At 71.1% G+C, this 16,299-nt stretch carries 6 protein-coding genes, 1 tRNA gene, 1 rRNA gene and 1 pseudogene; 1 reads left to right on the forward strand and 8 read right to left on the reverse strand.

From position 1 onward, the window contains the following. Positions 1–4: 4 nt before the first annotated feature. The 5 genes and pseudogenes from rimO to ACIOC1_RS31155 form a co-directional block, all read right to left on the reverse strand. Positions 5–1,528 (reverse strand): annotated as a pseudogene (gene rimO, locus ACIOC1_RS31135) (30S ribosomal protein S12 methylthiotransferase RimO); the annotation flags it as partial. 83 nt (positions 1,529–1,611) lie between these two features. Further along, complete coding sequence (locus tag ACIOC1_RS31140) at positions 1,612–2,421, reverse strand: RodZ domain-containing protein (RefSeq protein ID WP_188286150.1); 810 nt, start codon at positions 2,419–2,421, stop codon at positions 1,612–1,614. Between the two features lie 339 nt (positions 2,422–2,760). Continuing rightward, the gene (locus ACIOC1_RS31145) at positions 2,761–5,541 is read right to left on the reverse strand and encodes a DNA translocase FtsK (protein ID WP_401857295.1); all 2,781 of its coding nucleotides are present in this window, start codon (positions 5,539–5,541) and stop codon (positions 2,761–2,763) included. Between the two features lie 127 nt (positions 5,542–5,668). After that, positions 5,669–6,367 (reverse strand): two-component system response regulator, encoded by a 699-nt coding sequence (locus tag ACIOC1_RS31150; RefSeq protein WP_188286139.1) that lies wholly within the window; start codon positions 6,365–6,367, stop codon positions 5,669–5,671. Between the two features lie 253 nt (positions 6,368–6,620). Further along, a complete protein-coding gene (locus tag ACIOC1_RS31155; RefSeq protein ID WP_401857297.1) occupies positions 6,621–12,104 on the reverse strand; it encodes a HAMP domain-containing protein in 5,484 nt (1,827 codons plus the stop codon). A gap of 325 nt (positions 12,105–12,429) precedes the next feature. Here ACIOC1_RS31155 and ACIOC1_RS31160 point away from each other — a divergent pair, with 325 nt between their 5' ends. Next, the gene (locus tag ACIOC1_RS31160) at positions 12,430–15,102 is read left to right on the forward strand and encodes a SpoIIE family protein phosphatase (protein ID WP_355338115.1); all 2,673 of its coding nucleotides are present in this window, start codon (positions 12,430–12,432) and stop codon (positions 15,100–15,102) included. Between the two features lie 105 nt (positions 15,103–15,207). Here ACIOC1_RS31160 and ACIOC1_RS31165 read toward each other — a convergent pair. From ACIOC1_RS31165 to rrf, 3 genes are all read right to left on the reverse strand, one after another. Then, positions 15,208–15,280: transfer RNA gene (locus ACIOC1_RS31165), tRNA-Thr, on the reverse strand. Between the two features lie 71 nt (positions 15,281–15,351). After that, positions 15,352–16,080 (reverse strand): DegT/DnrJ/EryC1/StrS family aminotransferase, encoded by a 729-nt coding sequence (locus tag ACIOC1_RS31170; RefSeq protein ID WP_355338780.1) that lies wholly within the window; start codon positions 16,078–16,080, stop codon positions 15,352–15,354. Positions 16,081–16,213: 133 nt separating this feature from the next. Then, positions 16,214–16,299: ribosomal RNA gene (rrf, locus tag ACIOC1_RS31175) — 5S ribosomal RNA — on the reverse strand; the annotation flags it as partial.

The raw sequence follows: 16,299 nt of genomic DNA on the forward strand, positions 1-16,299 counted from the left end.
CGTCCAGCGGCTCCGCGATCAGGTCCACGCCCTCGGTCGCCGTCACCTTCGCCATGACGAAGGTCCCCGGCAGCGGGGCGGGAGCGCCGTCGGGCACCGCCAGCACGACCTGCCCGTCGGTCTCCGGCGCCTGATGGTCGGCCCGGCCGGTCACCTCGCCGGTCTCCTCGTCCACCGCCTCGACCAGCACCCGTACGGTCGCGCCCAGCCGCTCCTCCGCGCGCTGCGCGGTCAGTTCCTCGGCCAGCCGCGAGACCCGCGCGAGCCTGGCGGCGACCACGTCCTCGTCGAGCTTGTCGCCGAAGGTCGCCGCCTCCGTACCGTCCTCGTCCGAGTAGCCGAACACGCCGATGGCGTCCAGCCGCGCGGAGCCCAGGAACCGTTCCAGCTCGGCCAGATCGGCTTCCGTCTCGCCGGGGAAGCCGACGATGAAGTTCGAGCGGACACCCGCCTCCGGGGCCTTGGCCCGGATGGTGTCCAGCAGTTCGAGGAAGCGGTCGGTGTCGCCGAAGCGGCGCATGGCGCGCAGCACGGCGGGCGCGGAGTGCTGGAAGGACAGGTCGAAGTACGGGACGACGCCCGGAGTTCCGGTGAGCGCGTCGATCAGGCCGGGGCGCATCTCGGCGGGCTGGAGGTAGCTGACCCGGACCCGCTCGATGCCGTCGACCGCCGCCAGCTCCGGCAGCAGCGTCTCCAGCAGGCGGATGTCGCCGAGGTCCTTGCCGTACGAGGTGTTGTTCTCGCTGACCAGCATCACCTCCTTGACGCCCTCTCCGGCCAGCCAGCGGGTCTCGCCGAGGACGTCGGAGGGGCGGCGGGAGATGAAGGAGCCGCGGAAGGACGGGATCGCGCAGAAGGTGCAGCGGCGGTCGCAGCCGGAGGCGAGCTTCACGGAGGCGACGGGTCCCGAGTCCAGGCGGCGGCGCAGCGGCGCGCGCGGTCCGGAGGCGGGCGCGACGCCCTCGGGCAGGTCGGCGGGCGCCTGGGCCGCGAAGTCCTCGGAAGCCTCAAGAGCGCTCGCGGCGGCCTCAACCGGCTCCTCGCCGGACGTCCCGTGCCCCTGCGCGTGCCCCGGCAGCGCCACACTCGCCGCCTGCCGCTCGGCCGGGCTGATCGGCAGCAGCTTGCGCCGGTCGCGCGGGGTGTGCGACGCGTGGACGCCGCCGGCCAGGATCGTCCGCAGCCGGTCGGAGATGTCCGCGTAGTCGTCGAAGCCGAGTACGCCGTCCGCCTCGGGCAGCGCCTCGGCCAGTTCCTTGCCGTACCGCTCGGCCATGCAGCCGACCGCGACGACGGCCTGGGTGCGCGCCTGCCCCTTGAGGTCGTTGGCCTCCAGCAGCGCGTCCACCGAGTCCTTCTTGGCCGCCTCGACGAAGCCGCAGGTGTTCACGACCGCCACATCGGCCTCGGAGGCGTCGTCGACCAACTGCCATCCGTCCGCCGCCAGCCGGCCGGCGAGTTCCTCGGAGTCCACCTCATTGCGGGCGCAGCCGAGCGTGACAAGAGCGACGGTACGGGGTTCGGGCATACGCTCAGCGTACCCGGCCATGTCGCCGCCGCCCCCGCGCCACCGGTGCTCGCGGTGGTGCCGGGACGGCGGGGAAGCACAATTCAGCCCTGCGTGGGGTCACCCGGCGTGTAGGTGAGACGCACCACCTGACCGTCGGTGCCCGCGGCGCCGAGGTCCTTGCCGTTGACGAAGAGCTTGACGGCGCCCGCGTTGCCGACGACGAGCTTGATCTTCTTGTCGTCGGTGAAGGTCTGGGACTCGCCCTTCTTCAGCGACTTCTGGAAGAGCTGCTTGCCGTTGCCGTCACTGGCCTGGACCCAGCTCGTGCCGCTCTCGGCGCTGATCTTGACGGTGACCTTGCCGGGCGGGGCCGCGGCGATGGCGCTGTCGGTCGGGTCCGTCTTCGGATCGGCGCCGTTGCTCTGCGGCGACTGGGTGACGGCGGGCGCGCTGGTGGTCGCGGACGGGCTCGGGGAGTTCGCCGCGGTCTTGTCGCCGCCGCTGCCGCCAGTGAAGACCGTGAAGCCGACGAAGCCCACCACGGCGACGATCGCCGCGACCATGGCCGCCGTCCAGTTCGCCCGGCGCGGCTCCGAACGGATCTTCTGCGCCTCGTAGAGCGGCGCGACGGGAGCGGGCGCCTCCTCGCCGATGTGCTCGGCGACGTACTGCTCGACCAGCGGTTCGGGGTCGACGCCGACGGCGCGCGCCAGGGTCCGGATATGCCCGCGGGCGTAGACGTCGCCGCCGCACCGCGAGAAGTCGTCCTGTTCGATCGACTGCACGATCGGGACGCGCACCCGCGTGCTGGTGCTGACCTCGTCGATGGAGAGCCCCGCCGCGATACGGGCCTGGGCGAGGGCGTGACCGACCGAAGGCCGGTCTTCGGAGGGCGAGTTGCCGACGGACACGAGGGCGCCTTTCGAGGGTGCAGCCACCTGCTGGAAGTTCAGTCTAGGGGGGGTACGAAACGCGGCGGCAACCGGACGATCACTTTTTGTCCGCCATCAGGATTGCCATCGGGATCGCGGTCGGGATCGTCGTCGGAAGCCGACAGGTTCACCCGTGTGCATCGATACGAGCCCCCCTGTATCAACTTGACGTACGAACAGGAGAAACAGTTGCCCCAACACATTCCCCGAGTCCCGTGACTTACGCATTTCCGTGGGCCGTCCGGGCCCCCGGTACGTACAGGACCGGCCGTTCCCGCGCGCTCGACCTGCCGACGCCCGGCTCCGGACCGGCCGCTCCTACGCTCCCCCGCCGCGGATCTCGGCGAGGACGTCGTCCAGCTCGTCGGCCTTCACCATCACGTCGCGCGCCTTGGAGCCCTCGCTGGGGCCGACGATGCCGCGCGACTCCATCAGGTCCATCAGCCTGCCCGCCTTGGCGAAACCGACCCGCAGCTTGCGCTGGAGCATCGACGTGGAGCCGAACTGGGTGGAAACCACCAGCTCAGCGGCCTGGCACAGCAGGTCCAGGTCGTCGCCGATCTCCTCGTCGATCTCCTTCTTCGGGCCGCTGCCGACCGTGACGTCGGAGCGGTAGCTGGGCGTGAGCTGCGCCTTGCAGTGGTCGACGACCTTGGCGACCTCGTCCTCGGTGACGAAGGCGCCCTGCATACGAATCGGCTTGTTCGCGCCCATCGGCAGGAAGAGCCCGTCGCCCTTGCCGATCAGCTTCTCGGCGCCGGGCTGGTCCAGGATGACGCGGCTGTCGGCGAGCGAGGACGTCGCGAAGGCGAGCCGGGAGGGCACATTGGCCTTGATCAGACCGGTCACGACATCGACGCTGGGCCGCTGGGTGGCCAGCACCAGGTGGATGCCCGCGGCCCGCGCGAGCTGCGTGATGCGGACGATGGAGTCCTCCACGTCACGCGGCGCGACCATCATGAGGTCGGCCAGCTCGTCCACGATCACCAGCAGATACGGATACGGCGTCAGCTCGCGCTCGCTGCCCTCGGGCGTCTTGGCCTTGCCCGAGCGCACGGCGGCGTTGAAGTCGTCGATGTGCCGGAAGCCGTACGCGGCGAGGTCGTCGTAGCGCAGGTCCATCTCGCGCACCACCCACTGGAGGGCTTCCGCGGCCCGCTTGGGGTTGGTGATGATCGGGGTGATCAGGTGCGGGATGCCCTCGTACGCGGTCAGCTCGACGCGCTTGGGGTCGACCAGCACCATCCGGACCTCGTCGGGGGTGGCGCGGGCCATCACCGAGGTGATCAGGCAGTTGATGCAGGAGGACTTGCCGGAGCCGGTGGCGCCCGCGACCAGGACGTGCGGCATCTTGGCGAGGTTGGCCATCACGTAGCCGCCCTCGACGTCCTTGCCGAGCGCGACGGTCATCGGGTGGTCCTCGCCCGCGGCCTCCGCGGAGCGCAGCACGTCGCCGAGGTTGACCATCTCGCGGTCGCTGTTGGGGATCTCGATGCCGACCGCGGACTTGCCGGGGATCGGGCTGATGATCCGGATGTCGGGGCTGGCGACCGAGTAGGCGATGTTCTTGGCGAGCGCGGTGATCCGCTCGACCTTGACCGCGGGGCCCAGCTCCACCTCGTAGCGGGTGACCGTCGGGCCGCGGGTGAAGCCGGTGACGACCGCGTCGACCTTGAACTCCTTGAACACCTGGCCGAGCGCCGCGACCACCGCGTCGTTGGCGGCGCTGCGGGTACGGCCGGGGCCGCCGCGCTCCAGCAGGTCCAGGGAGGGCAGCGCGTAGGTGATGTCGCCGGAGAGCTGGAGCTGTTCCGCGCGGGGCGGCAGCGGCGGTCCCGTGGTCTCGGGCGACTTCTTGGTGAGGTCGGGGACGCCGCCGGACTCCGCGGGGACCCCGCCGGACTCCTCCGGGGTGTCCTCGGCGCGCGCGGCCGGCACCGGCTTCCTGATCCGGCTGGTGAGGTCGGCGACCAGCGGGGAGGGCTGCACACCGTGCAGCACCGCGCCGTCCAGCGCGGCGGCGGCAGCGGCGGCCACGTCCACCGCGTCCCTGCCGTCCTCGTCCCGGTCGCCGGGCAGCGCCTCGGAGCGGCGCCTGGGGCGGCGGCGCGGCTTGGGCTCGTCGGCGCCCGGGTCGCCCCCGGCCGCGGACGCGACGGCGGAGCGCTCGTCGGGGTCGGTGTCGCTGTCGACGTCGTAGGGCTCCGCGGCCGATTTGCCGAAGCGGATCGGCAGCCGCCGTACGGGCGACTCGTCGGTGGTGGCGGCGGTGCGGGGGTCGTCCTCGTCCTCGAAGAAGTCCTCCAGCGGGACCGCCTCGGGGTCCGCGGGCGCCTCGTACACGCCGAGGCGGGTGGCGGCCTGGCGCAGCCGCTGCGGGATCGCGTTCACCGGGGTGGCGGTGACCACGAGCAGGCCGAAGCCGGTGAAGAGCAGGAGCAACGGGACGGCGAGCACCGAGCCGACGGTGTAGACGAGCGGGGAGGCGGCGGCCCAGCCGAGCAGGCCGCCCGCGTCGCGCATCGCGGTCGCGCCCTCGCCGCGGCCGGGGGCGCCGCAGGCCAGGTGGACCAGGCCGAGCGCGCCGATGACGAGGGCGGACAGGCCGATCACGATCCGGCCGTTGGCCTCCGGCTGTTCCGGGTGGCGCATCAGCCGTACGGCGACCGCGCCGAGCAGGAACGGCACGAGCAGGTCCAGGCGGCCGAAGGCACCGGTGATCAGGACCTCGACGAGGTTGCCGACCGGGCCCTGGAGGTTGGACCAGGTGCCCGCGGCGACCACCAGGGTCAGGCCGAGCAGGAGGAGCGCCAGGCCGTCCTTGCGGTGCGCGGGGTCCAGGCCGCGCGCGCCGCGCCCTATGCCGCGGAAGACGGCGCCCACGGTGTGCGCCAGGCCGAGCCACACGGCGCGCGCCATGCGGAAGAGCCCGCTGGTCGGCGACGGTGCGGGCCGGGGCGCGGGTCTGGCCGCCGCAGCCTTCTTGGCGGGCGGTCTCCCCGCGGCGCTCTTCGCGGCGGCGGGCTTCTTCGCCGCGGTCTTCTTGGCCGCAGGCTTCGCCGGGGCTTTTTTGGCGGTGCCGGACGTACGTGAGGCCATGGTGCCGAGGTTACCGCCCTTGTGATCGGGTGACACGCGTGCCTGAGAGTACGCCCGTTCGTGTCGTCCGGCCGGGGCCGGGGACTGACGCGACGTCAAAAGCGGCGCGCGGCCTTCCCCGTACGGCTCACTCCTGATTCGGCAGCTTGACGACGCCGTTGCCGGTGCCCGGTTCGAGCGCGTCCAGGGCGCGGCGCAGGCCGGTCAGCTTGCGCTCCAGGTGGGCGGCGGTGGCGACGGCCGCGGCGTCCGCGGACTCGTCGAGCTGCTTGGTGAGCGCCTCGGCCTGCTCCTCGACGGCGGCCAGCCGCGCGGACAGTTCGGCGAGCAGCCCCGCGGGTTCGCCCGCGCCGCGTCCCCTGCCGTTGGCGCCCGCGGCGGACGGCACGCCCTGTTCCAACTGGAGCCGCAGCAGCGCCGCCTGCTCCCGGAGCTGACAGTTCTTGGTGTAGAGGTCGACGAAGACCGACACCTTGGCGCGCAGCACCCACGGGTCGAACGGCTTGGAGATGTAGTCGACCGCGCCCGCCGCGTACCCCCGGAAGGTGTGGTGCGGGCCGTGGTTGATGGCGGTGAGGAAGATGATCGGGATGTCCCGGGTCCGCTCCCGCCGTTTGATGTGCGCCGCGGTCTCGAACCCGTCCATGCCCGGCATCTGGACATCGAGCAGGATCACCGCGAAATCATCGGTGAGCAGCGCTTTCAGCGCTTCCTCCCCGGACGATGCCCGTACCAGCGTCTGATCGAGCGCAGAGAGGATCGCCTCAAGCGCCAGCAGATTCTCCGGCCGGTCATCGACCAGGAGGATCTTGGCCTTCTGCACCATGGCCCGCCCTCCTCGCCCCGGCACTACACCGGTCGCCGCCCCCGGGGACGACTCCGTCGTGCCGCCCGTCCTTGTGCCGGTCATGGTAGCCGCACCCCGCCGTTCGCCACACCCTGTCACCGCCAGGTCACTCAACACGTACCGCAAACGTAGGCGGAGACCAGAAGGTTCCCCTTAATCGGCGCCCTCACACCTCATCGGGCGCACGATCCCGGGCGCGGGCCCATGGCGTCGCCGGGCCCGCGCCCGGCCGTCACCGGGCGTGCATCCACTCCTCCATCAAGGTGAGCAGATGGTCGGTGTCGACCGGCTTGGTCACGTAGTCCGACGCCCCGGACTCGATGCTCTTCTCCCGGTCGCCCTTCATCGCCTTCGCGGTGAGCGCGATGATCGGCAGCCCGGCGAACTGCGGCATCTTGCGGATCGCCGTGGTCGTCGCGTAGCCGTCCATCTCCGGCATCATGATGTCCATCAGCACCACGGCGATGTCGTCGTGCTGCTCCAGGACCTCGATGCCCTCGCGGCCGTTCTCGGCGTACAGCACGGTCAGGCCGTGCTGTTCGAGGACGCTGGTGAGGGCGAAGACATTGCGGATGTCGTCGTCCACGATCAGCACCTTCTCGCCGCTGAAGCCGCCGGAGAAGCCGGTGTACGCGTCGGGGTGCCCCTCGTCGGACCAGGTGTCCTCGGTGCCCGCTCCGCCCGGACCCCGCGACTGCGCGGAGCCGTTGGCCGAGCCGTTCGCGGACCCGCCGCGCGGACCCGACCCGTTCGAGGGCGCAGAGCCGTTGGACTGGCCGCCGCCCTCGGGCAGTTGCGGGGGCTGCGCGGAACGGCGGCGCAGCCGGGCCAGGCTGCTGCCGGGGCGCGCCCGGTCGCCGGCCGAGCCCTGCTCGAAGTCGCCGCCGTGGCCGCCCGCGGGCAGTTGCGGCAGCGCCTGCGGGAAGTCGCCCAGGGACAGCGGCAGATACAGCGTGAAGGTCGAGCCGCGTCCCGGCTGGCTGTCGGCGTGGATCTCGCCGCCGAGCAGCCGGGCGATCTCGCGGCTGATCGACAGACCGAGGCCCGTACCGCCGTACTTCCGGCTGGTGGTGCCGTCGGCCTGCTTGAACGCCTCGAAGATCACCCGCATCTTGCTGGCCGCGATGCCGATGCCCGTATCGGTCACGGAGAAGGCGATCAGCGGCTGGTCGGGCTCGCGCATCGTGCCCGCTTCCAGCAACTGCTCCTTGATCGACTGCGGCACCTCGGCGCCCGCGGGCCTGATCACCAGCTCCACCGAGCCGCTGTCGGTGAACTTCACCGCGTTCGACAGCAGATTGCGCAGCACCTGGAGCAGCCGCTGCTCGTCGGTGTGCAGGGTGACCGGCAGTTCGGGCGAGACCCGGACGGAGAAGTCCAGGCCCTTCTCCGCGGTCAGCGGCCGGAAGGTGGCCTCCACGTAGTCCACGAGCTGCACCAGGGCGATACGGGTCGGCGAGACGTCCATCTTGCCGGCCTCGACCTTGGACAGGTCCAGGATGTCGTTGATGAGCTGGAGCAGGTCGGAACCGGCGCCGTGGATGGTCTCGGCGAACTCGACCTGCTTGGGCGAGAGGTTGCCGTCCGCGTTGTCGGCGAGCAGCTTCGCCAGGATGAGCAGCGAATTGAGCGGGGTGCGCAGCTCGTGCGACATGTTGGCGAGGAATTCCGACTTGTAGCGCATCGAGACCGCGAGCTGTTCCGCGCGCTCCTCCAGCACCTGGCGGGCCTCTTCGATCTCGGTGTTCTTCACCTCGATGTCGCGGTTCTGCCGGGCCAGCAGTTCGGCCTTCTCCTCCAGCTCGCCGTTGGACATCTCCAGGGCGGCCTGCCGGTTCTCCAGCTCCGCCGAGCGCTCCTGGAGCTGTTCGGTCAGCTCCTGGGACTGCTTGAGCAGTCCCTCGGTCTTGGTGTTGACCGAGATGGTGTTGACACTGATCGCGATGATGTCGGTGATCTGGTTGAGGAAGTCCTTCTGGATCTGGGTGAACGGCTGGAAGGCGGCCAGTTCGATCACGCCGAGCACCCGGCCCTCGAAGAGCACCGGCAACACGATGACGTGCGACGGAGGTGCCTCGCCGAGCCCCGAGGTGATCTTCAGATAACCCGGCGGCACGTTCTCGATCAGGATCGAGCGCTTCTCCACCGCGGCCTGGCCGATCAGCCCCTCCCCCGGCAGGAAGACCGACGACATCGTCCGCTTGGAGAAGCCGTACGCGCCGATCAGCCGCAGCTCGTACTCCTCCCCGACCTCCTGGGTGTCCTCCGCGAGGAAGAAGGCGCCGTGCTGCGCGGAGACGACCGGGGTCAGCTCGCTCATGATCAGCGCGGCCACGTCGCCGAGGTCGCGGCGGCCCTGCATCAGGCCGGAGATCCGCGCCAGGTTGCCCTTGAGCCAGTCCTGCTCCTTGTTGGCGAGCGTGGTCTCGCGCAGACGGACGATCATCGTGTTGATGTAGTCCTGGAGTTCCAGGATCTCGCCCGCCGCGTCCACGTCGATCCGCAGATTGAGATCGCCGCGGGTCACCGCGGTCGCGACCTGCGCGATGTTGCGGACCTGGCTGGTCAGGTTGTTCGCCATCAGGTTCACGGACTCGGTGAGGTCCTTCCAGATGCCCGAGACGTCGGGCACCCGCGCCTGACCGCCCAGGCGTCCCTCCGTACCCACCTCGCGGGCGACGCGGGTCACCTCGTCACCGAAGGCGGAGAGCTGCCCGACCATCGTGTTGATGGTCGTCTTCAGCTCCAGGATCTCGCCGCGCGCGTCCACGTCGATCTTCTTGGACAGGTCACCGCGGGCGACCGCCGTGGTCACCTGCGCGATCTGCCGCACCTGACCGGTCAGGTTGGACGCCATGCCGTTCACCGACTCGGTGAGGTCCTTCCAGGTGCCCGCCACGCCCGGCACCCGCGCCTGGCCGCCGAGGATGCCCTCGGTGCCCACCTCGCGGGCCACGCGCGTGACCTCGTCACCGAAGGCCGACAGCGTGTCCACCATCGTGTTGATGGTCTCGGCGAGCTGCGCGACCTCGCCGCGCGCCTCGACGGTGATCTTCTTCGTCAGGTCGCCGTTGGCCACGGCCGTGGCGACCGACGAGATCGAACGCACCTGGCTGGTCAGGTTGTTGGCCATCAGGTTGACGTTGTCGGTGAGGTCCTTCCAGATGCCCGACGCGTCACGGACCCGCGCCTGGCCGCCGAGCTGGCCCTCCGTACCGACCTCGCGGGCCACGCGCGTGACCTCGTCACCGAACGCGGACAGCGTGTCCACCATCTGGTTCACGGTCGTCACCAGCGCCAGGATCTCGCCCTTGGCGTCGACGGTGATCTTCCGGGACAGGTCGCCCTGCGCCACCGCGTTGGTGACATCGGCGATGTTGCGGACCTGACTGGTCAGGTTGTTCGCCATGAAGTTGACGGACTGCGTCAGGTCCTTCCAGGTGCCGCTGACGCCCTGCACCTCGGCCTGCCCGCCCAGGATGCCCTCGGTGCCCACCTCGCGGGCCACCCGGGTCACCTCCGCGCCGAACGCGGAGAGCTGGTCGACCATCGTGTTCAGGGTGTTCTTCAGCTCCAGGATCTCGCCCCGGGCGTCCACGTCGATCTTCTGCGACAGGTCACCGCGCGCCACAGCGGTGGCGACCTCGGCGATGTTGCGGACCTGGGCCGTCAGATTCCCCGCCATGCCGTTCACGGAGTCGGTCAGGTCGCGCCACACACCGGCGACGCCTGGCACCTGCGCCTGGCCGCCGAGCCGCCCCTCCGTACCCACGTCACGGGCCACGCGGGTCACCTGCTCGGCGAACGACGAGAGCTGGTCGACCATCGTGTTGATGGTGTTCTTCAGCTCCAGGATCTCCCCGCGCGCGTCCACGTCGATCTTCTGCGACAGGTCACCGCGCGCCACAGCCGTCGTGACCTGCGCGATCTGCCGCACCTGGGACGTCAGATTGCCGGCCATGAAGTTGACGGAGTCCGTCAGGTCCTTCCAGGTGCCGGCCACCCCGTCCACCCGCGCCTGACCGCCCAGCCGCCCCTCCGTACCCACGTCACGCGCCATCCGCGTCACCTGGGCGGCGAAGGAACCGAGCTGGTCGACCATCCGGTTCACAGTGTTCTTGAGCTCCAGCATCTCGCCGGAGACGTCCACCGTGACCTTCTGCGTCAGATCGCCGTTGGCGACCGCCGTCGTGACCTGCGCGATGTTACGGACCTGGCCCGTCAGGTTGCGGAAGGCCGTGTTCACGGAGTCCGTGAGGTCCTTCCACGTACCCGCCGCGCCCGGCACCTGCGCCTGACCGCCCAGCACACCTTCGACGCCGACCTCGCGGGCCACCCGCGTCACCTCCGCGCCGAACGCGGAGAGCTGGTCGACCATCGTATTGACGGTGTTCTTCAGCTCCAGCATCTCGCCGGAGACGTCCACCGTGACCTTCTGGGACAGGTCGCCGTTGGCGACCGCCGTGGTCACCTGGGCGATGTCGCGCACCTGGCCGGTCAGGTTGCGGAAGGCGGTGTTCACCGAGTCGGTGAGGTCCTTCCACGTACCCGCCGCGCCCGGCACCTGCGCCTGACCGCCCAGCAGACCCTCGGCGCCGACCTCACCGGCGACCCGCGTCACCTCGTCGGCGAACGTCCGCAGCGTCTCGGTCATCGCGTTGATCGTCTCGGCGAGCTGCGCGACCTCGCCGCGCGCGCCGATGGTGATCTTCTGCGACAGGTCGCCGTTGGCGACCGCCGTCGTCACCTGCGCGATGTCCCGCACCTGGGCCGTCAGATTCCCGGCCATCAGGTTCACGGAGTCCGTGAGGTCCTTCCACACACCGGCCATGCCCGGCACCTGGGCCTGGCCGCCCAGCTCGCCCTCGGTGCCCACCTCGCGGGCCACCCGGGTCACCTCGGAGGAGAACGAGGAGAGCTGGTCCACCATCGTGTTGACGGTGTTCTTCAGCTCCAGCATCTCGCCGGCCACGTGCACGGTGACCTTGCGGGACAGATCGCCCTTCAGGACCGCCTGCGTCACCAGCGCGATGTCCCGCACCTGGGCGGTCAGCCGGTACGCCATGGTGTTGACCGAGTCCGTGAGGTCCTTCCAGGACCCCGCCATGCCCCGGACCTTCGCCTGGCCGCCCAGCTTGCCCTCGGTACCGACCTCGCTGGCCACCCGCGTCACCTCGTCGGTGAACGCGGAGAGCTGGTCCACCAGCCCGTTGACCGTCCGGCCGACCTTGAGGAATTCACCGCGCAGCGGGTGCGCCGACCCGTCCGCGTTCTGCGACCGCAGGTCCATCCGCTGTTCCAGGTCGCCCTCGGCCACCGCCGACAGCACCCGCCCGACCTCCGACACCGGCCGTACGAGATCGTCCACCAGCGCGTTGGACGCCTCGATCGCGGCGGCCCAGGCGCCCTCGCAGGCACCGGTCTCCAGCCGCTCTGTGAGTTTTCCCTCCCGGCCGACGACCCGCCGGACCCGGGCCAGCTCACCGGTAAGGTGCTGGTTACGGTCCGCGACCTCGTTGAAGACGGCGGAGATCTCCGCCATCACGCCGTCACCCGACACCGTCAGCCGCTTGCGGAAGTTCCCGTCCCGCATCGCGGCCAGCGCTCCGAGGAGCTTGACCAGCGCGGCCGAATCGACCTCTACGGTCCCACTGGCGCGGGATCGCCCGTTCTTCGTGCGCGTGCTCGTGCCCCGCGCCGATGCGCCAGACTCCACCGTGTCCCTCCTGGAGGGTCGACCGACCTGCAAAAGTGCAAGATTGCTGCCTTGAGAGCATGCCCAGTGTTTCACCATGGCCCCACCCGGCCATAACAGTTCGGCGGCAACGCTTATAACCCGTGGCACGTTCGGGGTGGAAACACCCGCAACCGGCGCACGCGGTGTCCGCGTGGGTAAGTAACCTGGCTCTTGTGTCGGCGGCGCCGCACCTTGCCAGGCGTACACCTCAGGGGGCCGCCGACGAGGACCGGGCAGGACGGCGGCGGCACGGGCGGCGGGACCGGTCAGCGGACCCGCCCACGGACGAGCAACGAGGAGACCGGTGATCACGGCGCGCGCTGCGGCCAGCTTCGAACCGGTGGGGCGGTCGGTCGCCGTCGCGCGTGCCTTCGTACGCGACACCCTGCACGGCTGGGGCTTCGCCGACGTCGTGGACGACGCGGTGGTGCTCACCAGCGAACTGGTGACCAACGCCGTCGTGCACGCGGGCACCGCCGCCGACGTGCAGTGTCTGCGGTACGAGACGGCCGTACGCGTCGAGGTCGCCGACCACTACCCCGACCGCGAGATCCCCATCCAGGGCAGAGGCCGCCAGTTCCGCGACCCCGACAACGAGGGCGGGCGCGGCCTGCTGCTGTGCGCCGCCCTGGCCAGCCGCTGGGGCGTGGAGTACACCGGCGCGGGCAAGCACGTCTGGTTCCAGCTCGACCTGCCCGAGCGCCCCGCCGGCACCCGCTCCGCGGGACCCGTCCTGCCCGCCGCCGACCTCCCGCTCACCGACGAGAGCGTGCGCGTCGCCGTCGTCCAGGTCGACCGCATGGGCTCGATCACGCGCTGGAACGACGACGCGGCCGAGCTCTTCGGCCACCCCGCCGCCGACGTGGTCGGCAAACCGCTCGCCGACCTCACCGCCTGGCCGCAGACCCCCGGCACCGGCATCGGCCTCGCCGAGGCCCTGCTGCACTCCCGCTGGGAAGGCACCTACGGCCTGCGCGACGCCGACGGCCGCGTCCTGCCCGTGTACGGCTCCCACCTGCGGGTCCGCGACAGCGAGGGCGAGCCCTCCACCGTCATCCTGCTGGTGCGCGCCGAGGAGCGGGCCGTGCTCCAGACGCCGTCCCGCGGCTCCGGGAGCGCGGAATCCGGCCTCGGCCAGCGCGGCAAGACCACGGACGCCTTCGAGGTCTTCATCGGCTCCCCCGCCCCCGACGACCTCGACAGCCTCCTCCAGCGCACCGTCGAACGCGCCCGCGACATGCTCGACGGCGACGCCGCCTACCTGCTGCTCGCCACCGACGACGAGACCGAGCTGGAAGTACGCGCCTCCACCGGCCTGCCGTCCGCCCGCCAGCGCTTCGCCCGCGTCCCCGTCGAAGCGGGCACCGGACGCTACGGCAGCGCCCGTATGCCGGCCGTCCACGAGGACCTCACCGCGGTCCCCGGCGCCGTACCGCTGCTGTCCGGCACCGGCATGCGCTCGGTGGTCACCGTGCCGCTCAAGGTCGAGGGGCGCCTGACCGGCTCGCTCGGCGTCGCCGCCGAGGCCCCCGGCCGCTACAACAACCAGGAAGCGCTGCGGCTCCAATTCGCCGCCGACCGGATCGCGCTCGCCGTGGAGAGCGCCCGGCTCACCGAGCTGGAACGGCTGCGCCGCGGCTCGCTGTCCTTCCTCGTCGAGGCGTCCGACCTGCTCGCGGGCACGCTGGAACGCGACCAGACGCTGGCCCTCATGGCCCAGATGACGGTTCCGACGCTGGCGAGCTGGTGCGCGGTCTACACGATCGCCGAGCAGTCGGAGCCGGAGCTGGCCTTCGTCCTGCACGAGGACGAGGACCGCATCGACGGCATCAAGGCGCTGCTGTCCCAGGTACGGCCTCCGGAGCCCGACCCGACACCCGGCGCCCGCATGTGGACCGCGCCCTCCGACGCGGCCCACTCCAGCGCCCTGCGGGCCTCTCTGCGCAGCCTCGGGGTCGGCGCGCGCTCCGCGCCCTCCTCGTCCGCGCCGAACGCCGCCACGCCCACCTCGGGCAAGGGCGGGCGCGCGCCGAGCGCCCCCGGTGTCGCGCTCGCCACCGCGGCGGCCGTCGGCGGCGAAACGGTCGTCCTGCCGCTGGTCGCCCGCAACCGGGTCATCGGCATGCTCACCCTCGGCAAGCCCGCCGACGAACGCTTCCGCCAGGAGATCCTCGAACTCGCCGAAGACCTCTCCCGCCGAGCGGCGCTCGCCCTGGACAACGCCCGCCTCTACAGCGAGCGCACCGCGATCAGCCAGGCCCTCCAGCGCAGCCTCCTGCCGCCGGAGCTGCCGCACATCCCCGGCGTCGAGGTCGAGGTCGTCTACCGCGCCGCGGGCGAGGGCAACGAGGTCGGCGGCGACTTCTACGACCTCTTCCCGATCCGCGACGGCTGCTGGGGCTTCGCCATCGGCGACGTCTGCGGTACGGGCCCGGAGGCCGCCGCCGTCACCGGCCTCGCCCGGCACGCGCTGCGCCTGCTGGCCCGCGAGGGCTTCGGCGGCCCCGCCGTCCTCGAACGCCTCAACGCCGCCATCCTCGACGAGGGCGCCCGCAGCCGCTTCCTCACGCTCCTGTACGGCGAGTTGTGGCCCCAGCACGACGGCAGCGCCGTCCTGCGCATGGTCTGCGCCGGCCACCCGCTCCCGCTGCGCCTGCGCCCCGACGGCACCGTCGAACCCGCCGCCGAACCGCAGCCGCTGCTCGGCGTGATGGACGACCTCGAACTGTACGAGCAGACCGTCTCCCTCGACCCGGGCGATGTCCTGCTCTGCGTCACCGACGGCGTCACCGAGCGCCGCGAGGGCACCCGCATGCTCGGCGACGACGGCCTCGCCGACGTCCTGTCCACCTGTACGGGCCTGACCGCGGGCGCCGTGGCCGCCCGTATCCAACGGGCCGTTGAGCGCTTCGCTTCTGACGCGCCGTCCGACGACATGGCGATCCTGTCGATGCGGGTTCCGAAGAAGTCCGAGTAGCGCGGGTTCTTCGCACGGGGATTCTTCGCACGGTCCTCGGCGCGGGTCCTGGTGCGCGACGACATGAAGAAGGCCCCCGCCTGACGGTGAGGGCCTTCTGTGCCGAGCCCCAATACGGAATCGAACCGTAGACCTTCTCCTTACCATGGAGACGCTCTACCGACTGAGCTATTGGGGCGCGTCGATGGGAAGATCCTATCCCATGAACGCGGGTGCTCGAAGCACGCTCAAGGGTCGTTCAGCGGCGGTTCACAGCAGCCCGCCGAGCGCGTTGCAGGCGTCCGCGATGTGCGTCAACTCCCGCTGGGTGATGCCGGGGTGGACCGGCAGCGACAGGCTGTCCGCGGCCACCAGTTCGGTCTGCGGCAACACGGCCCCCGACCGGTGCGCGGGCATCCGGTGCACCGGTACGGGCACGCTCACGGTCGCCCGCACGCCCCGTGCCGCCAGGGCCGCGGCGAAGGCGTCCCGGTCCGGCCGGCCGTTGCCGGGAATCCGTACCGCGTACTGCCGGTAGAGGTGGTGCGCCCCCGGCTCGGTGTACGGCACGACCACGCCCTTGAGCGCCGAGTCCAGGAACCGCGCGTGCGCCCGCCGCCGGGCGACCACTCCCGCGTCCTCCTCGACACCGCCCTCGGTGCCCTGCTCCACGAGCGCCAGACCACGGCGCGACGCCAGGTCGTCGAGCCGCGCCATCGGCGCGGGGTGCCCGAATACGTGGACGGGTACGATCGCGGCCGTCCGCGCCGTGACGCCCGCGGCGACGGCCTCGGGGGCCAGGCAGAACGTCCGGGGGTCGATGTCCGCGAACACCGGTGTGGCGCCCGCGAGTCGGACGGCGTCGGCCGGCGCGCCCGGTCCGAACGACGGGACGATGACCTCGTCCCCTGTCCCGATACCCAGCTCCTCGAGCGACGTGCGCAGCGCGGCGGCCGTCGCGTCCGAAGCGATCCTGTGCCGTCGTCCGGCAGTCGTCATCTGCTGCACGTCTCCACACCTCCGCCTATCGGGAGGCCCAGAGTCTCGGAGCGACGTGAACAGAGGGTAACGGAAAACAAAAATGCCTTGGCCCCCGAGTCGAAGCTCGGGGGCCAAGGCATTGATAAAGATTGTTCGGCGGTGTCCTACTCTCCCACAGGGTCCCCCCTGCAGTACCATCGGCGCTGAAAGGCTTAGCTTCCGGGTTCGGAATGTAAC

Origin of the sequence: Streptomyces sp. NPDC088197, assembly GCF_044741185.1 — a bacterium.
Lineage (GTDB): Bacteria > Actinomycetota > Actinomycetes > Streptomycetales > Streptomycetaceae > Actinacidiphila.

Coding starts and splice junctions, on each gene's coding strand:
- ACIOC1_RS31150 (WP_188286139.1), bottom strand. CDS start 6,367: ATGGTGCAGAAGGCCAAGATCCTCCTGGTCGATGACCGGCCGGAGAAT.
- ACIOC1_RS31170 (WP_355338780.1), bottom strand. CDS start 16,080: ATGACGACTGCCGGACGACGGCACAGGATCGCTTCGGACGCGACGGCC.
- ACIOC1_RS31145 (WP_401857295.1), bottom strand. CDS start 5,541: ATGGCCTCACGTACGTCCGGCACCGCCAAAAAAGCCCCGGCGAAGCCT.